Here is a 19,875-nt window from a genome sequence, read left to right on the forward strand (position 1 = left end):
CGCATTATGAAATTGATTCAATTGACTATAATTAAGACTGAAAAAGACGAAGAAGGAGGATGCGAAATGGCAGAGATTAAAATTGAAAAGCTGGGAAAGAGGTATGACGATGGTGCTCTTGCCGTGTCAGATTTTAATCTCCACATTTTAGATCAGGAATTTATCGTCTTTGTCGGTCCATCAGGATGCGGAAAGTCAACCACTCTCCGAATGATTGCAGGTTTGGAAGAAATAACGGAAGGTGAATTTTACATAGATGGCAAGCTGATGAATGGGGTAGAGCCCAAAGACCGCGATATTGCGATGGTTTTTCAGAATTACGCCTTGTATCCGCATTTGACGGTGTTTGAAAACATAGCTTTTGGTTTGAAGCTGCGGAAGGTTAAAAAAGCTGAGATTAAGCGGCTTGTTGACGAAGCTGCAGCCATTCTCGGATTGGAAGAGTTTTTGGACAGAAAACCGAAAGCATTGTCAGGCGGACAGCGCCAGCGTGTCGCTCTCGGACGCGCCATCGTGCGGGATGCAAAAGTCTTCCTGATGGATGAGCCTCTGTCCAATCTGGATGCCAAACTTCGCGTCCAGATGCGTGCGGAAATTGTTAAGCTTCACAGACGGCTGAAAACAACCACTATTTATGTAACACACGACCAAACAGAAGCGATGACGATGGCCACCCGGATCGTGATCATGAAAGATGGGTTGATTCAGCAGGTCGGTTCCCCGAAAGAAGTGTATGATTTTCCGAAAAACCGTTTTGTCGGTGGATTTATCGGTTCTCCTGCCATGAACTTCTTTGAGGGGAAAGTCGATAAAGGAACCTATGTGATGGGTGACAAAGTGTTGGATATTCCGGCACAGATAATGGAAACGCTGAAAAGCGAAGGCTACGAAGGCAAAGCGGTGACCTTAGGCATCCGTCCGGAGCATATCCATGTCAACAATGAAGATTTGTCAGGTATTCCGGCGAATGAGTTCGAAGCGGTCATTGCGGTTGCCGAATTGACAGGAGCCGAAACGATTCTGCATGCGGTTTACGCAGAGCAGGAATTTATTGCGCGTATCGATGCTGCTACGACGATTGAGCCGGGCCATACGGCAACGCTTGCATTCGATATGGCCCATGTCCATTTCTTTGATGAGGAAACAGGAAAACGCATAAAGGCTATTGAACTGTCAGAAACTATGATATAGTGATTTCGAAAACATAAATAAAAACACCACTAGGGGAGCCGGATATCGGCTGAGACGAGCATAAGCTCGGACCCTTTGAACCTGATCTGGATCATACCAGCGGAGGGAAGTGGCGACCGTCTGCCATTTTTTTATCGACTGCATACGCCGCTTCCCTTTGCCGGGAAGCGGCGTTTTTTGTTTGTGTAAGAAAAGTGAAAGTGCCTGGCTCTGACAGGCACTTTCAACTGTAAATATACTATACGAGGAGATGGAGAAATGACATTTTGTAAAGAAGTAAGAGAAGACTGCGATAGCCTATGGGAAGCAAGTTTCGACCACCCCTTTGTCAAAGGGATTGAAGATGGTACGTTGCCGATCGATGTTTTTCGTTTCTACGTGATGCAGGACGCTTACTATTTATCGCATTTTGCGAAAGTGCAGGCTCTAGGAGCATCCAAAGCAACAGATTTGGAAACGACCCAGCGTTTTGCAGTCCATTCCGCCCATACCTGCAGTGCAGAGCTGGGGCTGCACGAATCATTTATGGAACTGCTTGGAGTTACTGAAGAAGAATGGGCTGTATTTGAACCCTCCCCAACAGCCTATGCCTATGTATCGCATATGTACCGTTCTTCAGAAGGCGATCTGGCAGATGTACTGGCATCTATTCTGCCCTGTTACTGGCTTTACTATGAAATTGGGGAACGCTTGAAAAACGCCAAACCCGATCATCCGATTTATGATCGATGGATTGAAACCTACGGCTCCGAGGAATTCGGGTCGCTTGTCCATGAACAGATTTCCCGGATGGACCAATTGGCCGAAGGGCTGCCGGAAGCGCGCCGCAGAGAGCTGAAAAATCATTTTCGGAAGAGCAGCTATTACGAATGGAATTTTTGGGACCAGGCATGGCGAAAAGAATCCTGGTCCATAGGTTCCGTCGACAAGGTAGGTGTCTAAGGTGCTTCAAGAGATAAAAAGAAAAAATCCGCTTATCCATTGCATCACCAATCATGTCGTATCAAATTTCCAAGCCAACGGCCTGCTGGCCATAGGTGCTTCTCCGATAATGGGAGAAGCACCTGAAGAAGCTGAAGAGCTCGCGGCATTGTCGCAGGCTCTGTCATTGAACATCGGAACCCTTCATGCAGAGTCGCTGAAAAGTATGCTGATTGCCGGAAAAACAGCCAACCGATTGGGGATTCCTGTGGTCCTGGATCCTGTTGGAGCAGGAGCGAGCAGCTTCCGGAAGGAGGGTGTACGTAAAATTTTAAGCACAGTTGACGTCAGCGTCCTCCGCTGCAACGCAGGAGAGCTTGCAGCTGTAGCTGGGAAACAGTGGGAGTCAAAAGGTGTGGACGCGGGAGAAGGGCTTCAGGACGTCAGAGAGATGGCCGTCTCTACTGCCCGGCAATTAGGCTTGCTGGTGGCGGTCACCGGAAAGACGGATATTGTCACTGACGGAAAATCATTTGCGGAAGTCCCGTTTGGAGATCCAATTATGGCTTCAATCACCGGGACTGGATGTTTATTGAGCAGCATTGTCGCAGCAGTCATTGCCGTCCATCCTGAAAATCCCGTAAAGACCGTGAGCAGCACTCTGCGTTTTTATGCCATTGCCGGTGAACAGGCTGCAAAATCCGCAGCTCTTCCGGGGGATTTTCAAATAGCTTTCATCAATCAGCTGGCCAGGGTTACAGGCAACGAAGTAAACCAACGGGTCTATTTGCAGGAGGGAAGGCTATGACAAAAATTCCGCAAACCTTGACAATCGCTGGATCGGATTCAGGAGGAGGAGCCGGCATTCAGGCTGATTTGAAAACGTTTCAGGAGCTGGGTGTCTATAGCACTTCTGTCATCACAGCAGTGACCGCCCAAAATACGACGGGCGTCACCGCCATCTATCCGATGTCCGATAGAGCAGTTCGTGAACAATTGATGGCAGTAGGCAGTGACTTTGAAATCGCTGCTTTGAAAACCGGCATGCTTTTTGAACCAGGGATCATCAGGGGAACAGCCGCAGCAATCCGCCAATTTGGCTGGAACACGCTGGTCGTAGATCCGGTCATGATTGCTAAAGGGGGAGCGAGTCTGTTGCAACAGGAGGCAGTGGAAGCCCTGAAGGTTCATTTGCTGCCCTTGGCTTTTCTGGTTACTCCGAATATTCCGGAGGCCCAGGCACTGACTGGCATCGCCATTACAGACTCTGTCAGCCGCCGGCGGGCAGCCCAGAGGATCTTGTCCATGGGAGCGGAATCGGTCGTCATCAAAGGTGGACACGGAACCGATCCGGAGTTTTCGGAGGATTACTTGCTGCAAGCAAATGGAGACTCGGTGCTGTATCGCGCAGCCCGCATTGCGACTGTGCAGACACATGGCACCGGCTGTACGTTTGCAGCGGCCGTGACCGCACAGTTGGCTAAAGGACAGGAGCTGCAAGCAGCAATCTGCACGGCAAAGCAATTCATCCAGGCTGCGCTCCGAGATCCGCTGAATATCGGATCTGGCCATGGGCCAACCAATCACGCCGCATACAAAAAGAATATTGCAGAAAACAGGGGAGTGGACAGCGTTGAAGTTTTCCGATAAAGCTGCCATCTATTTGATACTAGGGTCAAAAAATTCAGGAACAAGAAATCCTCTTGCTGTACTAGAGGCGGCATTGGAAGGGGGCATCAGCCACTTTCAATTACGTGAAAAAGGGGACGGAGCTTTGATGGGTCCAGCATTGCTTGAATTTGCTTTGCAGTGCCAACAATTATGCCGTACTCACGGCGTCCCGTTCATCGTCAACGATCTGGTCAAACTGGCCTGTCAAATTGGAGCAGATGGCGTTCACATCGGCCAGGACGATGCAGCTGCAGCGCATGTCCGAAAACTGATCGGCAAAAAGAAACTTCTGGGCGTTTCTGTCCATTCTGTACAGGAAGCACAAAGGGCTGTCGAAGATGGTGCCGACTATGTCGGAATGGGTCCCATTTTTGGCACAGTTTCAAAAAACGATGCGAAAAAGCCTGCTGGCGTCAAAGAGATTCAGGCGGTCGCAGCAGAGTTTCCTTTGTTGCCGATTGTGGGCATCGGTGGGATCACACCTGGAAATTCAAGGATAGTATGGCAGGCAGGTGTTTCAGCAATTGCTGTCATATCAACAATCACACAAGCAGATGATATCGCCGTGCAAATCGCTGCATTGCAAGCATCCTGTAAAGAAGGTGCGAGGAAATGAAAACTGAAAAACTGATTCTCATGGCGATGTTTGTTGCTATCGGAGTGGCAGGCTCCGCCTTTGTTTATTTTCCAGCGGGAGTTGCACGGGCCTACCCAATCCAGCATGCCATCAACGTCATTGCAGCTGTTCTTTTTGGACCGGGTCCTGCTGTGCTGATTGCTTTTCTGACAGGAGTCGTCAGAGTACTGACGGGAACCGGTTCACTTTTGGCCTTTCCTGGCGGGATGATTGGGGCATTGCTGGCTGGAATCCTGTATGCCAGATTCGGCAAGGCCTCGTTTGCTGCAATCGGAGAAGTGGTAGGCACCGGCATAATCGCTTCCCTGGTGGCCGTACCTTATGCCCGTCTTTTTCTTGGAACCGAATTTGGAGCTTTGTTTTTTGTGCCACCGTTTTTCATTTCCAGTCTGGCTGGCGCGCTGCTGGGCATGGTGTTAGTAGCCCGTCTGACAAAGGCAAAAAGCCTGAAATTCCGGCCCTGAATCACGGAATTTTCTGGAAGGAGTTTATAATTTCGCAAATGAGGGGAAACAGAGAAATATAGACTATTGGAAAAGGGAGTGGACAGAATATGGTGAAAATTGCAGTTGAACATCCATTTACGTCAGTACGTGAAGCTTTAGAGAAAAAAGGGTACCAAACAGATATGCTGGATGACAAAGCAGATTCTACAGATTATGACGTCATCGTTGTGAGAGATCAGGAGGATTTAGCTGACTATCACATGAGTGTTTCACTTGTTGAAGCTAAAGGACGTACTTTATACGAAATTGTAGAAGAAGTGGAAGAGCGTTTGGTACGCGGTGGTAAAATTCAAGCACCGCAGCCTACAGAAACTGAACGCAAAGAAAGTGGCGGTGGAGCCGGCGGCTTCTTGGCCGGCGCAGCAACTGGTGCAGTAATTGGTGCAGCAGCCGGATTATTGTTTGCACCAAAGAGCGGCAAGGAGCTTCAGGAAATCGTTAAAGAAAAAGCTGCCAGCGCTAAAGAACATGACGATGAAGAATCTGGCGGAGCGATGGATCAAGTAAAAGAAAAAGCCAACCAGTTAAAGGATAAAACCAGCGATATTACAGAAAAAGCCAAAGAAAAAGCTGATGAACTAAAGGCGAAACGTGTAGAAAAACAAGAAGATAAAGAGTTAAAGAAACAGGAAAAAGTAGTTGAAAAAGAAATAAAAGAGCATGAAAAGGCTGAAAAAGAACACGAAAAAGCCGAAAAAGCAGTAGAAAAAGAAATCAAAAAAGCTGATAAAGAAGCTGATAAAGAAAAAGGCGGCATCGAAGTTGTTGAATTGGGCGATGCATCTGTCCAAAAAGACAGTGCCGGCAATGTAACAGTAAAGGCTGAAGACAAGAGTAAAAACTAATACCATAAAAAAGGTGTCCGCCAGATGGATTGGCGGACACCTTTTTTGCATTGAGAGCAAGGAAGAGCTTATTATGTGGGTGCTTGCGCTTTTCTGATTGTCCAGCTCCGGCGCCCAGCTCTTCGGGGTCATAAGCCAACCCAGCTGTGTGGCTGAAAACATGCCACTTCGCTGGTCTGTCTTATGCCCGTCAGAGCTATACGGGCGCCTTCGCTTTTCTGATTGTCCAGCTCCGGCGCCCAGATTCTCGGGGTCATAAGCCACTCCGGCTGTGCGGCAAAGAGCGCCGCTTCGCCAGTGCGTCTTATGCCCGTCGAATCTACCGGGGCGCCTTCGCTTTTCTTTATTGTCCAGCTCCGGCAGCCAGCCCCTCGAGTCGCTTCAGCCTTTCCAGCAATGGCTGAAGAGCGCCATTACCGGCAAGGCTTCCAGCGCTTGTCGGGGCTTAACGGCTGCTTGCGCTTTTCTGATTGTCCAGCTCCGGCGCCCAGCTCTTCGGGGTCATAAGCCAACCCAGCTGTGTGGCTGAAAACATGCCACTTCGCTGGTCTGTCTTATGCCCGTCAGAGCTACACGGGCGCCTTCGCTTTTCTTATTGTCCAGCTCCGGCGCCCAGCTCTTCGGGGTCATAAGCCAACCCAGCTGTGTGGCTGAAAACATGCCACTTCGCTGGTCTGTCTTATGCCCGTCAGAGCTACACGGGCGCCTTCGCTTTTCTTTATTCCGGTGCGATTTTGTCTATTGGGTCATGGGGTGTGGGTTCCGGTACTCGCGATAGTACGATAAGGCCAATGACGAATAATATGACCAGGCTGAATACGCCCATGCTTGAATTGCCGGTAACTTGTGAAGTGACCGCTACGAGCAGGGGACCTGTGATGGCAGCGAACTTTCCAAAGACGTTGTAGAAGCCGAAGAATTCATTTGAATTCTCTTTAGGCACAAGTTTGCCGAAATACGAGCGGCTGAGTGCTTGAATTCCGCCTTGGCTGGTTGCGACAAGCATGGCCAGAATCCAGAAATCTGTGATGGTTTCCAAAAAGAAGGCGTAGATACAAACCACAATATATACACAGATCCCTACATAGAGCATTTTTTTGCCGGTAAATCGATTCGCCAAACGGCCATAAAGGATTGCAAAAGGAGCGGCCACTACCTGAGTAACAAAGAGAACAATCAAAAGGTTGGTTGCACTTAAACCCAAATCAGTTCCGTATGCAGTCGATAGGGAAATAATCGTGCCGACACCATCAATATAAAAGAAATAGGCGATCAGGAACAAAAATAACGCACGGTACTGGCGGATTTCCCGGATGGTTTTTCCGAGCCTCTTAAAACTTTGATGAACAGGATTAGGTTCCCGTTCAATATAGTAACGCTGCTTGACGTGACGGAACATCGGAATTGAAAAGCAAGCCCACCAGACCGCTGTAATTAAAAACGCAATCCGGCTGGCAGTGATAGTGGAAATCGGCAGCACTTCATTTTGGGCGAGCAAAATAATAGCGATAGAAATGAGAAATGGAATAGTTGATCCAATATAGCCAAGTCCGTAGCCAAATGCAGAAACGCTGTTCATCCGTTTTTCTGTAGTGACGTCCACAATAAAGGCGTCGTAAAATAAATTGGCACCCGTGGCTCCAAGAGCTGCAAAGACATAACAAATCAGCATCAATAACCAGTTATCGCTTGGTACAAAAGCTAGCAGCGCTGTAGAAATAGTGCCCAATAGAAAGAAAGCCGTAAAAAACTTTTTCTTCATGCCTTCGTAATCGGCAATGGTCCCCAGTATAGGTCCGATCATGGCCAGTATAAAAGTGAATATTGCAATCGTGTAGCCGAGATAGGCCGTCGAATCGGATAAACTGACACCCGCTTCAGTGGCGGATGCTTTGTAGTAAATGGGGAAAACGGCTGTGGTGATAATAATGGAGTAAGCGGAATTGCCCCAATCATATAAAGCCCAGCTTTTTTCTTCTTTCGAAAACTTTTTCATGGCTTTAGCTCCTTTATGCCGCATTAACGGCCAGTAAACCAACTGGCTATTAGTAAAATACACCTTCTAAATGATTGAATTTTCTCTTTATAAGTTAACTTTATTGTACAAGAAGACTCTAAAAAATGATGCATATTGTTTAAAAAAATACAGAAATTTTACATATTCAACTTGAAGGGAAATCCTACTTATGCAAATCGTAATTACCGCACATCGTTTCTTCCAATGCGCCAATAAATTTCGTGAGAGAAAGCAGAGCTGGTTTTTATAGGATGGTTGCCTGGGTTTCGACAGATAAAGGTTGCTTGTCCTGCTTGCGGGTTAAGTTTTTCTTTAAGCAAGGAATAAAGTCATCCTATTGATTGAGTGCGGCTCAACGTTCGTTTAAACTTAGAGAGAAAAGAGGGATTGTTTTTGAAGCTGATTTCGTGGAATGTCAACGGCCTGCGCGCCGTTATGAAAAAAGGATTCATGGATTTTTTTACTGAAGCAGATGCTGATGTATTTTGTCTGCAGGAAATCAAATTGCAGGAAGGACAAATAGAAATGGACCTTCCAGGCTATTATACATATTGGAATTATGCCCATAAGAAAGGGTATTCCGGTACAGCAATCTTCACGAAAAAAGAGCCTTTATCCATTCAATACAGTTTGGGATCGGAAGAGCACGATACGGAGGGCCGAATGATTGCATTGGAATTTGACAGCCATTACGTCGTAACTGTCTATACCCCGAATTCTCAGCATGGCTTGCTTCGCTTGGATTATCGCCTGTTGTGGGAAGAAGCGATTTTGTTATTTGTGAAAACCTTGGATAATTACAAACCGGTCATTTTGTGCGGAGATTTGAATGTGGCCCATGAAGAAATCGATTTGAAAAATCCAAAAGCCAATAAGAAAAATTCAGGTTTTACTCCTGAAGAGCGCGGGAAAATGACGCAGTTTTTATCCAATGGATTTGTGGATACATTTCGTCATTTCCATCCGGTAGAAACCGGCTTTTATTCCTGGTGGTCGTACCGTTCCAATTGCCGTGAAAAAAATGTAGGGTGGAGAATCGATTATTTCCTTGCTTCCCAAAAACTGTTGCCACAGTTGAAAAGCGCAAAAATCCATGCGGATATATGGGGTTCTGACCATTGTCCAGTCGAATTGCAGGTAGGACTATAAAAAAAACACACTCAATTTTTTGAGTGTGTTTGAGCTTGTAGACAAAAGAATATTTATGATATTCAAAGAATGAAAACTCATTTTATCACGTTTATACTGGATCCTCCGCTCCAGGCGGACGCTTTCCGCGGACGAAGCGCTGAGCCTCCTCGTCGCAAGCTCCTGCGGGGTCTCATCACTCCGTTCTACCGCAGGAGTCGCCGCCTTGCGCTCCAGATTCTTGAGTAACATGATTACTAGGCTTGTTGGGGTTATACACCGCTATTCGTTTTGGTTAGACTTTGCCTACAGTCTGAAACACACTCAATTTTTTGAGTGTGTTTTTTGCTTTATGAAAGCCATTAAAAGTTTCACGTGAAACTTTTAGAGATTCATGACACGCTTTGTCAGGCGTTTGCAGTTGTCCTGGTCGAAGTAATCGATATATTCCTTCGCCTTTGGATACCATTCGTTGGAAGTGATTTTTTCATCGACAATCTTTTTCAGGTAATCATAGACATGATCGATTGAATCCGCTTTATATCCATACAGGTCTGTATCCATGTTCAAGTAAGCACCTCTTTTTTCGAGGTATTCCTGCTGGTCGAACATATAGAAAATGATGGGTTTGTTAAGATATAGAAAATCCCAGGAAACACTGGTGATATCGGTCAGCAGCATGTCATTGTGGTCAATCGAATACTCGATGGTTTCGTGATTGAAATCAAGGAACTTAATGCCGTGCTCATTGTCTGCCAAGCCTGCGAAGTATTTTTCGAACTTCTTCATGAAGGGATGGAGCGCAATATTCAGATGGAGATTGTGGTCAGTGAGCAGTTTTTGAATGCCTTCATGCTTTAATAATCCAACTGTGCTCTTAAAATAGACGCTCTCGGTAAACTCTTCTTTTGTCAGGTCAAAAAGCCATTCGCGCCAAGTCATCATCATCAGAATATTTTTAACTTCGGTTGAAGGCTGGTTTGGAGGATACCGGTCAAATCGGGGAAAGCCGGTTATAATCAGTTTCTGTTCAGGAATTTTCCATTCATTCAGTTTCAGGTTGTACTCGTATTGTGAAGCGCAATTGAAATAATTTGTTCTCTTCAGTAACGGTATGTCCTCTTTTTGAATCAGTATTTTCTTGAAACCTTCAATTCCGTGGCTGACATGGGTAATGAGGGTTTTCCGGTTGAGGAAAAGAAACTTGTCTGCTGAGGGAACAATGTCATATAGAAGAGAGTGTCCGTGGAACGTGTAATCAGCCTGGAAAAACAGCAGATAGTTTTTGAAACTTCCAAGAGGAACAGCATTTTCAATTTTTTCATCCTTGGCATAAGAAGTTTTAGGGTCGTACATCCAATAGGCGGTTACTTGTTCTTTGTGGTTATTCAGTAAGTACTTATGATAAACCGCAGCGTTATCTTCATACTTTTCTCCAAGGTTTCCCCCGACCAAGACAATTTTCTTTCCACTTTTTTTCTTCGTGAAAAAGGCGAGGAAATATGCGGCTGAGACTTTTGAAAATACCTTCAAAGGATCCCATCTCCCTTTTTCTTTTAATTCTACACTCATCTAAAAGCCCTGCTTTCTACTAGTTGTCATTACTTTAGTTTTTCATATATTGCGGTCTTTGTCTATCACCAGTTAAAACTAATTTTTCGTTCACTTTCCAATCAGGTGTTTATTCTTCAAAAAAGCTGGGAGAGTGCCAGATGATAGCGTGTGGCAGAGAGAGGATATTCATGAAGTAACCATAAATAAACTGGGGATAGGTGAAACTGAAAAAACCTTGAGGAATCGCCGAAAAAAGGTGCAGATAAGCCTTGATAGCGCATCTGTACCTTTTTTTGGGAAATTCCCCGAGATTCAGCTACCCATAAGCTATTGATGTGAACTGTCTAAAGAAGAATGGTTTACGCCAAAAACATTTTCAACATCGATGAGAAAAGCGATTCCTTTACCAGGGGCATTTAAATCGACAGCTTCTTCGATGCTATTAATCACTTTTTCTGCGTAGCTGGCAGGAACCAGCGTTAATACAATATCTTTTTCTGGATCGATCGTAAAATTCATGAACTTTTGCTGTTCGTTGACGCCGGTGCCCCGGCCATTCAAAATGGTTCCGCCTTCTGCTCCAGCTTTTGAGGCTGCTTTTACAACGGCTGCAGAATCTCCTGAATTTACAATAGTTACAATCAATTGAAAGTCCTTTAATGCTGCATTCAAATCTGTGACCCCTCTCTTCCTTCTTCTGTCATCCATCCGTTCGGAAAGGTGTGGCACTCCCAGCAATTTGCTCAAGTGTACAGTAAAGCCCAGTCCGTAACCTGACTTTCCTAATTTTCCTGCCTCGGAGACAGCCTGTGCTACAGCATTTTCGAGTTCGCCGTCCAGCGCTAAGAAAACGACGTCTTTTTCATGGGTTGCCGGCAGGCCCATGAAAGTGGATTTTTCATTTCTTCCTATTCCTTCTCCGTATATGACGGTTGCCCCATCAACCCCGGCATGTTTAGCGGCCTCGATTACTTCACGCGAATGGCCTCTTTTAACGATGGCAATCATCAATCTGTGATTAAGAACCATTGGTTTTTTTCCCACCTTTTCTAGTGAAGATTAGACCCAGTATCAATACGGCAATGATTGGGGTGAGGGCAACGAGCGCAATCATTCCGAAGCCGTCAGTCAATGGATCACTGCCTTCAATCGCGGTTGAAATCCCCACTGCAACAGCAACGATAAATGTAACGGTCATGGGACCGGTGGCCACTCCGCCAGAATCAAACGCGATGCCAATGAATGTCTGGGTTGAAAAAATTACAAGGATGAATACTAACAAATAACCAGGAATGATGAAATACCATAAAGACCAGCCCGTCAAGATTCTCAGCATGGACAAAGCGATGGAAACACCGACTCCCATGGATAAAGTATAAAGCATCATTTTTTGTGAAATGTATCCGCCAGTTTCCTCATCGACTTCATCCGTCATAATATTGACTGCCGGTTCAGCAAAGGTTGCGGTAAAGCCAAGAACGAAACCGATCGGAATCAACATCCATTTATTTTCCCAACTGCCAAGTTCTTCTCCCATCATTGCTCCAACAGGCATAAATCCGACATGAACACCCTGAAGAAAAAAGGAGAGACCGAAAAAGGTCAAAATAAAGCCGAGCCCCACTTGCATAACTCGCTGCAAGGGCAGTTTCAGCATAAAGATCTGAAAGGCAGCGAAGAAAAACAGCAGTGGGAGAAGCGCCAAGCTGACTTCCACCATCACCGTTTGAAATCCATCGAAAACATGAATGTTCACCTGAATAACACCCCCAGTATCATAACTGCCAGAATCGGGCCAATGGATGCCAGGCCAATCAAGCCGAATTTTTCACCGGAACTGTCATCCTCCGTGCGGAGTACAGATGCCACTCCAATGCCAAGGGCCAGGATAAACGGAACCGCCATCGGCCCGGTCGTAACCCCACCGGAATCGAAGGAAATGGAAATAAAAGACTCGGGTACAAAAAAGGATAGGAGGAAGACCAGAGCGTAACCGCCGATGAGTAAATAGTGGAGGGGGATTCTAAAGATGGTGCGAATCATGGCCAATGCTACGAAAATAGCCAAACCGAGAGAAACCGATAGTATGAGAATTGCTGCACTGACTTCTCCTTCAGAAACTTCTTCGATTTGTTTGGCAAGAACACGGACATCGGGTTCAGCAACAGTAACCACAAGTCCCAGTAAAAAACCGGTTGCGATGATGAATCCTGCTTTTTTTGTGCTGGGCAGCCTCCTGCCAATCATCTCGCCGATGGGTAGCAGCCCGGCATTGACACCAATAAGGAATAAAAAAAATCCAATGCTGACGAAAAGAACCCCGACAAGAAACTGAATTACCGCTTCAAAAGGCACCCTGATAAAGAGGAGCTGCAAAAGAATGACGACTATAGTGACAGGAAGAATTGCGGCGGCAACTTCTTTAAAAGTGTCTCTCACATTTTCCATCGATTGTCCGTCTCCATTTCTGTTTTTTCATTCCTATTCCCTACATAAAAATCCATAAACTTTTGCTTTGTTAATAAAAAAGAGCATTTGCGCACTCTTTGGAGTAGCAATGCTCTTTTGTCCTGAATTTATAAGTGGTATGGCAAGAATCGCCACAAGTCACATATTCTTTTTATTTCTCAATAATTCTTTCAATGCATCTTCTGTAGAAGAGTCAGAAAGTTTAACATTTGAACGGTAAGCAGCCCGTGTGATCAGGTGGCCCGAGACAGGTGCTGTTAAAAAAACAAAGGTTATACCCAATAACAGCCTGACGCTGATGAAATTTTCGGACGCCCAGAAATAGATGAAGGTACCAGACAACGACAGCAGAACAGCCAGTGTAGAGCTTTTTGTGGCAGCATGTGAACGCGTGTAAACATCCGGAAGCCGAAGAATTCCGATTGCGCTGATTACAGCCATGATGCCTCCGATCAAAATCAGAAAAACACCGAAATATTCAACGATCGTGTTTATGTTCAACGATATCGCCCCTTTCAACAAAACGCGCTAAAGCGAGGGTGCTGATAAATGCCAGAATACCGACAATCAGGATGACTTCCAGAAATGCGTGCGTGCTTAGCAAAACAGAAAATACAGCTACTCCTGAAATCAGGTTAACGCCGATCATATCCAGCGCGACAACGCGATCCGGCATCGAAGGACCGCGGATGATCCGGTAAAGTGCCAGAAGGATGGCCAGGATGAACAGGGAAAGGGAAATCGTCAATAAAGTATCGATCAATTTCTCGTCACCTCCATAATTGCTTTTTCAAAAACCTTAATAGACTTTAGTACGGATTCACGTGAACTTTCCACATCCATTGCATGGATATAGAAAATTTTCCCATCCGGAGATACTTCCATTACGACAGAGCCCGGAGTCAAAGTCAGTAGGAGCGCCAATGTAGTCAATTCATAATCCCCTTCCATACTGTGTTCATAGGTGAAGATTCCGGGTTTGATCTTCAGCTTCGGGCTCAAAATCTGTTTCATGATCAACAAACTGGATTGGAAAAGTTCCGAAATGAAAAGCAGCAACAGTTTGAGGGCTGAATAGACGCGCAATAAATAAAACTTGGTGCCGAAAAAACGGTGCATGAGAAAAAGGATTCCAATACCAATCAAATAACCGGTCAGAAAAGTCGTGAAATACAAAGCGTCTTCATCCATCAGGAGTGTCCAAAGGAGAGCAATAGTGATATTTAATATGAACTGAGCCGGCACTTGAATTCACTCCTTTCAATAGAAAATGGATTTATTGGATGGTGCCTAACACAGCATCAATATACATATCGGGATTGAGTAATGTTTCAGCGGCATCCATGACGTAAAGAGATAAGCCTTCGGTGCCCAAGCCAATGCCGATAGTCAGAACTACAAGCGCCAAACAAGGCAGCAGGACACCTCTGCGCAATGGCAGCTGCTCTTCTTTACTGACGATCGTTTCGCCCCAGAAACAGTTCTTAAAGATGCGAAGCAATGAGTAAAGCACCAAAATACTTGATAGCAGTGCCAGTGTCAGCAGTACATAGGATCCATTGTCGATTGCTGCGCTCGAAATCAGGACTTTGCCGATAAAACCGCTGAGCGGAGGAATGCCGGCAAGCGACAGCATCGTGATGAAGAAAGACCAGCCAAGCAACGGATAGTTCTTCATGAGACCGCTCATTCCCGCCATTTTCGAGGTACCGCTCAGCGTGATCATCGTGCCGACAAGCAGAAATAGCAGCGCTTTGGCGACCATGTCATGAATGAGGTAATAAATGGACCCTTCAATTGCGGCAGGAGTGGCAATTGCCAATCCGACCAGCATGAATCCAACAGCAATGACCACATTATAAGCCGCGATGCTGCGGATATCATTAAAGGCAATCGCACCCAGGCTGCCTCCGATCAAAGTCAGTGCTGCCATGATGCCGATAATGGTATGGGTAATTTCCGGCTGGTGGTAAAAGATCAGTGAAAAAATGCGGAAAAGGGCATAAATACCAACCTTGGTCAATAAGGCTCCAAAAAGGGCGGAGGTGACAATTTGCGGTGAACTATAGGATCCGGGAAGCCAGAAGTACAAAAGCAATCCGGCCTTTAAACTGAAAACAACTAAAAAGACGATGCTGATGGTGGTCAGAAGAGGGGTTTGGCCCACTTCTGCAACCCGTTCAGCCACATGTGCCATATTCAATGTACCGACAGTTCCATAGAGGAAAGCCAAGGCCACCAGAAAAAACCAGGAAGAAACGATGTTGATGGACACATATTTGATGGCTTCGCGCAGCTGGCGTTTGGAATTTCCCAAAGTCAGCAGTACATAGGAAGACAGCAGCATCACTTCAAAACAAACAAACAGGTTGAATAAATCGCCGGTCAAAAACGAACCGTTGACGCCAGCTGCGAGAAACAGCACAGTGGGATAAAAATACATGGTCTGCAGCTCTTTACTGGTTGAGATCAAGGCATAGCTCAAGCAGATAGCCGTTACAATGCTGGAAGTTAGCACAAGCAGAATGGAAAAGGAATCGGCAACGAACAAAATGCCGAAAGGTGGTTCCCAGCCCCCGAAATCCAAACGGATAATTCCGTCGGTCTGTACCGTATGCAAAAGATAGAAGGAAATGCCTGCCGTCAAGGCCATGGAGGCAATGCTGATCCAAGCCTGAATACGGCCATAGGTCCGGAGAAAAATAAGCACTACACCGACGATAATCGGAAACAGCATGGGGAGGACTAAGATATTATTCATCATCAGAACCTCGCATTGCTCCTAAATTATCCGTTCCCAGTTCCTGATAAGCGCGATAGGCCAGCACAAGAATAAAGGCTGTAACAGCAAAACTGATGACAATGGCCGTTAAGATTAACGCCTGGGGCAAAGCATCAACATAAACCTCGGCTTCTTCACCGAGCAGCGGGACGGTACCCACTTTCAAACCACCCATCGACAGAATCAGCAGATGGACAGCGTGGGACAGGATGGCAGTACCCAATATGACGCGCACTACATTTTTTGATAATACGAGATAGATAGCGACCGTGGTAAGGACGCCGACCAAAATAATGATCAATGATTCCACAGGCTACTCATCCTCACTTATACTAAGAATTATATTTACGACAACACCGATGACTGTCAATGCGATGCCGGCTTCAAAAATGGTGACGGTGGCCAGTTCGGTTTTGCCGAAAATCGGCAAGTCGAAGTAACCAAAGCTCTGGGCCAGAAAAGCACCACCAAAGAACATAGGAGCTATTCCGCTTGCCATGGCCAGCAATACACCGAAGGCTGACAGTTTTTTGAAATCAATCGGCAATGCATCACTGACAGTTTCTGAATCATAGGATAAAAACATCAGCACGAAAGCCGAAGCAATAACCAATCCGCCAATAAAGCCCCCGCCTGGCTGATTATGTCCGGAAAGGAACAGGTAGATGCCAAAAGTTAAAATAATCAAGACAACGGCTTTTGATACCGTTTTTAAAATCACGTCATTGATGTTCATCTTTTTTTGTCCCCTTTCCAAGCTTCAAGCGAATTAATGTATAGACGCCAAGTCCGGCAATAAATAGAACAAGTGATTCCAGCATTGTATCAAATGCGCGAAAATCTCCCAGAATGGCATTGACAATGTTGTCCCCGCCTGCTAATTCATAAGAATCTTCGAAATAACCGGAAATGCTGTCAAACAACCTTCCGCTGTTGACCGTCAGGCCAATCAGCGTAACCGTTACTCCGGCCGAAATTGCAATAACCGCATTCCGGATTTTTGTCCGTTTTGGAGAATCCTCTTTCGTCCACTCCGGCAAAAAGTTAAAGCATAAAAGGAATAGGGCAGTGGTGACTGTTTCAATGACCAATTGCGTCAAAGCCAGATCGGGTGCACGGAACAGCACAAAGAAAATGGCGATGGAAAAACCTAGCACGCCATTCAGCAAAATGGCTGTAAGGCGGGACTTCGCGAATAGCATGCTGATGGCCGCGATCACCATTACAGCGATCAGCATGCCTTCATAAATAGCGATGGGCGAATCAGCCGTCAGATCAATTGATAACGCACCGGTAAAAATAAGTGCTCCACCAGACGTCACAATGAAAAAAATAAAGATATAGGCAAAATATGCAGGCAAATAACCTGTCATATAATGCGTAGTGATCCAGTTTGCAGCTCGTTTCAAACCTTTCAGGAAAGAATTGTACAGCACAGTAAAATTCCATCCCGCCGGCTGGATAAGGTAAATCTTGTACCAGCTGCGGAAAGTCAGGAACAAAAATGTACCAATTACAATAATTCCTAAGGTCATAAATAATTCGGCATTAAACCCATGCCATGCTGAAATATGGGGGGCAGCTCCTGGAATTCCAGGAATGATGCCATTCATAGCGGGTTTCAGTAAGTGGTCGCCAAGCAGATTAGGAACAAAGAACAAACCGACAATAAATATGCATAGGATGGCTGGAGAAATGAGCATGCCGATGGAAGGCTCGACCGGTTTTCGATCCAATTTTTTTAACTGTGGTGTGCCAAAAAAAGTGCGGAATACAAAAACCATGCAGTAGACAAAAGTGAATACAGAAGCGATCCAGGCAATCACAGGAATCAGCAAGCCCCATGTGGAGGCACCGAAAGCAGGAAGGATAGCCGCATTGACCGTGGCTGTGAAAAACATCTCCTTACTCAGAAAACCGTTGAAGAACGGCAGTCCGGCCATCGAAAAGCTGCCGATGACCGCGAATGTAAATGTGATGGGCAGAAACGATATTAGTCCGCCCAGCCGGCGGGTGTCGCGTGTTCCGACCTGGTGATCGATGATGCCGACTACCATGAAAAGCGCACCTTTAAAGGTGGAGTGATTGATCATATGGAACAATGCGGCAAATATCGCTAAGCCGTACAGCTCACCCAGTTCGCCATCGCCAAAATGTAAAGCCGCTGAGCCAAGGCCGAAAAGGCTCATGATCAAGCCGAGCTGGCTAATCGTTGAATAAGCGAGTAAAGCCTTTAAATCAGTTTGGCGAACAGCACAGAATGCCCCCCAGAATAAGGTGACGAGCCCCACGAGTGTGACTGTCCAGAACCAGGCAGCACTTCCGCCGAAGAGCGGGGTGAAACGGGCGACCAAGTATATGCCAGCTTTAACCATCGTGGCAGAGTGCAGATAGGCGCTGACAGGAGTCGGGGCTTCCATCGCATCCGGCAGCCAGATGTGGAACGGGAATTGGGCTGATTTGGTGAAAGCGCCAAGCAGTACCAGGAACATTGCCGGATAAAACAGCGTATGGTCTGTGTACTGGCCAAGGACAGCGGCAATTTCCCGAATGCTGAAAGTGCCCGTCATGGAATGCAGCATCAAAAATCCGGCGAGCATTCCAAATCCGCCGAATACTGTGATCAATAATGACTTTTGAGCGCCATAGCGGGAATTTTTACGGTGGTACCAGAAAGCGATCAACAGGAAGGAAGAAATACTGGTCAATTCCCAGAAGACATACAGAACAAGGAGGTTGTCAGATAAGACGACACCGAGCATAGCGCCCATGAACAGCAGCAGGTAGGCGTAAAAATGCGGAAAAGAATCGGATGATGATAAATAGTAGATGGAGTAAAGAACTACCAGGCTCCCCATGCCGGTAATCAATAACGCCATGATCAAACTGAGGCCATCAAGATAAGCTGTGAAGTTAATGCCAAGTGAAGGAATCCAATTGACTGCTTGGATCAGGGTTTCACCATTTGAGATAGCGGGGATTTGCATGACGAAAATAGCAAATAGGGCGAGCGGTACCAAAAGCACGAACCAGCCGATGTGAAAGGCTCCTATTCGTTTATGTATGAGCGGAATGAGTGCGGTAGCGATAAACGGGATCAAAATGGCGAAAATCAATAAATACACGGCAGAACCTCCTGTAGTGGATTAGAAAAGCAGTTATGGATGGGAAAATCGAAGAGCGGGTATATAATAAAGGAAATGGGTTTCGCTTTTCCTGCAATATGATATGATAAGGCTCGTAAAGCAACCAATACAAATTATACAGGAAAATCAGGCGCTTTTCATTTGTCAGCCAGCACTGAAGTGAAAAGTCCAGCAGATCTTACTGAATGGGCAATCTGAAAGCAGATGAAAACCCTTGATTTTCTATAATGGAAGAAGTATAATTTCATGGTTTTGAATGTCAGGATATGAATTATATTCCCAGGGGGGTGAACATAAATGAAAAAAATCAGAGGACGAATGGATGAAAGCATCCTGGTATGTGTTTTTTACGGGCCGAATGGTGAACGTTTGATCAATCGGGGTAATAAACTTGCTACTATGCTGGATTGTCCGTTGTATATTTTAACGGTAGATCAGAAATCCGTTGAGGAATTTGACGCTGAAAAAGCATCGTATGTTGAACGTTGGAGAGAACTTGCTGAAGAGTATGAAGCTGAAGAGTTTATTGTTCGTGATAATGAAAAACGCCCCTCTGCAAAAGTGATTGCGGAAGTGGCTCATGAGTTTAATATCACACAAATTATTATTGGGCAAACCGCAAAAAGCAGATGGGAAGAAATCACCAAAGGTTCGTTCCTGAACATGCTGCTGCGTGAAATTCCATTAGTCGATCTTCATATCGTTTCATTGGCGCGTACGGTGAAAGGCGTTGAAGGGGACGAGTTTGAAAAAGGTGTACGCTGTTACTTGGTAAAAGATGAGGACAGCTACAAAATCAATTTTACACAATCAAAAAATTGCCAGCTTGAAGGGATTTTCTTCAAGGAAATCGGTACCGATTTCGATAATGGCATCTTTAAATTCATGCATGACAACAAAGTTTATCAAGTTGAAGTGACAGAAGACCGGATTGACTTGCCTGAAATCATCGATGAATGCTTAGGCAAAGAATTGGTGGAAAAGTAAATACCAGCAACAAAAGGCTGC

The 19,875-nt window shown here is 45.7% G+C and carries 21 protein-coding genes and 1 riboswitch; of the genes, 9 read left to right on the top strand and 12 right to left on the bottom strand.

From position 1 onward, the window contains the following. Positions 1-66: 66 nt before the first annotated feature. The 7 genes from J7I83_RS04575 (at position 67) to J7I83_RS04605 (ending at position 5,771) form a co-directional block, all read left to right on the top strand. Positions 67-1,191, top strand: coding sequence for an ABC transporter ATP-binding protein (locus tag J7I83_RS04575; RefSeq protein WP_215099501.1), 1,125 nt, complete (start codon positions 67-69; stop codon positions 1,189-1,191). A gap of 21 nt (positions 1,192-1,212) precedes the next feature. Further along, positions 1,213-1,316: riboswitch (TPP riboswitch) on the top strand. A 133-nt stretch (positions 1,317-1,449) separates the two neighbouring features. Further along, positions 1,450-2,133: a thiaminase II gene (gene tenA / locus J7I83_RS04580; RefSeq protein WP_215099502.1), complete on the top strand. Its 684-nt coding sequence runs from the start codon at positions 1,450-1,452 to the stop codon at positions 2,131-2,133. Position 2,134: 1 nt separating this feature from the next. Next, positions 2,135-2,920, top strand: a complete 786-nt coding sequence (gene thiM / locus J7I83_RS04585) for a hydroxyethylthiazole kinase (protein ID WP_215099503.1) — start codon at positions 2,135-2,137, stop codon at positions 2,918-2,920. After that, positions 2,917-3,762 carry a bifunctional hydroxymethylpyrimidine kinase/phosphomethylpyrimidine kinase gene (gene thiD, locus J7I83_RS04590; RefSeq protein WP_215099504.1) on the top strand — a complete coding sequence of 282 codons (846 nt, stop codon included), beginning with the start codon at positions 2,917-2,919 and terminating at the stop codon, positions 3,760-3,762. Before thiM ends, thiD begins: the two co-directional genes overlap by 4 nt. Further along, positions 3,746-4,399: a thiamine phosphate synthase gene (gene thiE, locus J7I83_RS04595; RefSeq protein WP_251047464.1), complete on the top strand. Its 654-nt coding sequence runs from the start codon at positions 3,746-3,748 to the stop codon at positions 4,397-4,399. The genes thiD and thiE overlap by 17 nt, the downstream gene beginning before the upstream one ends. After that, a complete protein-coding gene (gene thiW, locus J7I83_RS04600; protein WP_215099506.1) occupies positions 4,396-4,884 on the top strand; it encodes an energy coupling factor transporter S component ThiW in 489 nt (162 codons plus the stop codon). Before thiE ends, thiW begins: the two co-directional genes overlap by 4 nt. An 89-nt stretch (positions 4,885-4,973) precedes the next feature. Beyond that, a complete protein-coding gene (locus J7I83_RS04605) occupies positions 4,974-5,771 on the top strand; it encodes a YkuS family protein (protein ID WP_215099507.1) in 798 nt (265 codons plus the stop codon). Positions 5,772-6,489: 718 nt separating this feature from the next. Here J7I83_RS04605 and J7I83_RS04610 read toward each other — a convergent pair. Then, positions 6,490-7,767, bottom strand: coding sequence for an MFS transporter (locus J7I83_RS04610; protein ID WP_215099508.1), 1,278 nt, complete (start codon positions 7,765-7,767; stop codon positions 6,490-6,492). Between the two features lie 414 nt (positions 7,768-8,181). Here J7I83_RS04610 and J7I83_RS04615 point away from each other — a divergent pair, with 414 nt between their 5' ends. Continuing rightward, on the top strand, positions 8,182-8,937 hold the full coding sequence (locus J7I83_RS04615) for an exodeoxyribonuclease III (protein ID WP_215099509.1): 756 nt from the start codon (positions 8,182-8,184) through the stop codon (positions 8,935-8,937). 363 nt (positions 8,938-9,300) lie between these two features. Here the strand turns inward: J7I83_RS04615 and J7I83_RS04620 are convergent, their stop codons facing one another. From J7I83_RS04620 to J7I83_RS04670, 11 genes are all read right to left on the bottom strand, one after another. Continuing rightward, positions 9,301-10,488 carry a CDP-glycerol glycerophosphotransferase family protein gene (locus J7I83_RS04620; RefSeq protein ID WP_215099510.1) on the bottom strand — a complete coding sequence of 396 codons (1,188 nt, stop codon included), beginning with the start codon at positions 10,486-10,488 and terminating at the stop codon, positions 9,301-9,303. Positions 10,489-10,797: 309 nt separating this feature from the next. Beyond that, on the bottom strand, positions 10,798-11,499 hold the full coding sequence (locus J7I83_RS04625; protein WP_215099511.1) for a P-II family nitrogen regulator: 702 nt from the start codon (positions 11,497-11,499) through the stop codon (positions 10,798-10,800). Next, a complete protein-coding gene (locus tag J7I83_RS04630) occupies positions 11,489-12,226 on the bottom strand; it encodes a DUF1538 domain-containing protein (protein ID WP_215099512.1) in 738 nt (245 codons plus the stop codon). The genes J7I83_RS04625 and J7I83_RS04630 overlap by 11 nt, the downstream gene beginning before the upstream one ends. Beyond that, on the bottom strand, positions 12,223-12,918 hold the full coding sequence (locus J7I83_RS04635) for a DUF1538 domain-containing protein (RefSeq protein WP_215099513.1): 696 nt from the start codon (positions 12,916-12,918) through the stop codon (positions 12,223-12,225). The genes J7I83_RS04630 and J7I83_RS04635 overlap by 4 nt, the downstream gene beginning before the upstream one ends. A 159-nt stretch (positions 12,919-13,077) precedes the next feature. Next, a complete protein-coding gene (locus J7I83_RS04640; protein ID WP_215099514.1) occupies positions 13,078-13,440 on the bottom strand; it encodes a Na+/H+ antiporter subunit G in 363 nt (120 codons plus the stop codon). Further along, a complete protein-coding gene (locus tag J7I83_RS04645; protein WP_215099515.1) occupies positions 13,418-13,702 on the bottom strand; it encodes a Na(+)/H(+) antiporter subunit F1 in 285 nt (94 codons plus the stop codon). The genes J7I83_RS04640 and J7I83_RS04645 overlap by 23 nt, the downstream gene beginning before the upstream one ends. Continuing rightward, positions 13,699-14,184 (bottom strand): Na+/H+ antiporter subunit E, encoded by a 486-nt coding sequence (locus J7I83_RS04650; RefSeq protein ID WP_215099516.1) that lies wholly within the window; start codon positions 14,182-14,184, stop codon positions 13,699-13,701. Before J7I83_RS04650 ends, J7I83_RS04645 begins: the two co-directional genes overlap by 4 nt. 31 nt (positions 14,185-14,215) lie before the next feature. Further along, the gene (locus tag J7I83_RS04655) at positions 14,216-15,700 is read right to left on the bottom strand and encodes a Na+/H+ antiporter subunit D (RefSeq protein WP_215099517.1); all 1,485 of its coding nucleotides are present in this window, start codon (positions 15,698-15,700) and stop codon (positions 14,216-14,218) included. Further along, positions 15,693-16,031 (bottom strand): Na(+)/H(+) antiporter subunit C, encoded by a 339-nt coding sequence (locus J7I83_RS04660; RefSeq protein WP_215099518.1) that lies wholly within the window; start codon positions 16,029-16,031, stop codon positions 15,693-15,695. Before J7I83_RS04660 ends, J7I83_RS04655 begins: the two co-directional genes overlap by 8 nt. Positions 16,032-16,034: 3 nt before the next feature. Next, complete coding sequence (locus J7I83_RS04665; protein WP_215099519.1) at positions 16,035-16,457, bottom strand: Na(+)/H(+) antiporter subunit B; 423 nt, start codon at positions 16,455-16,457, stop codon at positions 16,035-16,037. After that, positions 16,444-18,846 (bottom strand): Na+/H+ antiporter subunit A, encoded by a 2,403-nt coding sequence (locus J7I83_RS04670; protein WP_215099520.1) that lies wholly within the window; start codon positions 18,844-18,846, stop codon positions 16,444-16,446. Before J7I83_RS04670 ends, J7I83_RS04665 begins: the two co-directional genes overlap by 14 nt. Positions 18,847-19,164: 318 nt before the next feature. Between J7I83_RS04670 and J7I83_RS04675 the strand changes: the two genes are divergently transcribed. After that, on the top strand, positions 19,165-19,854 hold the full coding sequence (locus tag J7I83_RS04675) for a universal stress protein (protein ID WP_215099521.1): 690 nt from the start codon (positions 19,165-19,167) through the stop codon (positions 19,852-19,854). Positions 19,855-19,875: the final 21 nt, after the last annotated feature.

The organism is Planococcus sp. ISL-110, assembly GCF_018613575.1.
GTDB lineage: Bacteria > Bacillota > Bacilli > Bacillales_A > Planococcaceae > Planococcus.

Excerpts from the sequence above, each read along its gene's own strand:
- thiD (WP_215099504.1), top strand. The coding sequence starts at position 2,917 with ATGACAAAAATTCCGCAAACCTTGACAATCGCTGGATCGGATTCAGGA.
- J7I83_RS04575 (WP_215099501.1), top strand. The coding sequence starts at position 67 with ATGGCAGAGATTAAAATTGAAAAGCTGGGAAAGAGGTATGACGATGGT.
- J7I83_RS04675 (WP_215099521.1), top strand. The coding sequence starts at position 19,165 with ATGAAAAAAATCAGAGGACGAATGGATGAAAGCATCCTGGTATGTGTT.
- thiW (WP_215099506.1), top strand. The coding sequence starts at position 4,396 with ATGAAAACTGAAAAACTGATTCTCATGGCGATGTTTGTTGCTATCGGA.
- tenA (WP_215099502.1), top strand. The coding sequence starts at position 1,450 with ATGACATTTTGTAAAGAAGTAAGAGAAGACTGCGATAGCCTATGGGAA.
- J7I83_RS04610 (WP_215099508.1), bottom strand. The coding sequence starts at position 7,767 with ATGAAAAAGTTTTCGAAAGAAGAAAAAAGCTGGGCTTTATATGATTGG.
- J7I83_RS04635 (WP_215099513.1), bottom strand. The coding sequence starts at position 12,918 with ATGGAAAATGTGAGAGACACTTTTAAAGAAGTTGCCGCCGCAATTCTT.
- J7I83_RS04665 (WP_215099519.1), bottom strand. The coding sequence starts at position 16,457 with ATGAACATCAATGACGTGATTTTAAAAACGGTATCAAAAGCCGTTGTC.
- J7I83_RS04655 (WP_215099517.1), bottom strand. The coding sequence starts at position 15,700 with ATGAATAATATCTTAGTCCTCCCCATGCTGTTTCCGATTATCGTCGGT.
- J7I83_RS04625 (WP_215099511.1), bottom strand. The coding sequence starts at position 11,499 with ATGGTTCTTAATCACAGATTGATGATTGCCATCGTTAAAAGAGGCCAT.
- J7I83_RS04620 (WP_215099510.1), bottom strand. The coding sequence starts at position 10,488 with ATGAGTGTAGAATTAAAAGAAAAAGGGAGATGGGATCCTTTGAAGGTA.
- J7I83_RS04605 (WP_215099507.1), top strand. The coding sequence starts at position 4,974 with ATGGTGAAAATTGCAGTTGAACATCCATTTACGTCAGTACGTGAAGCT.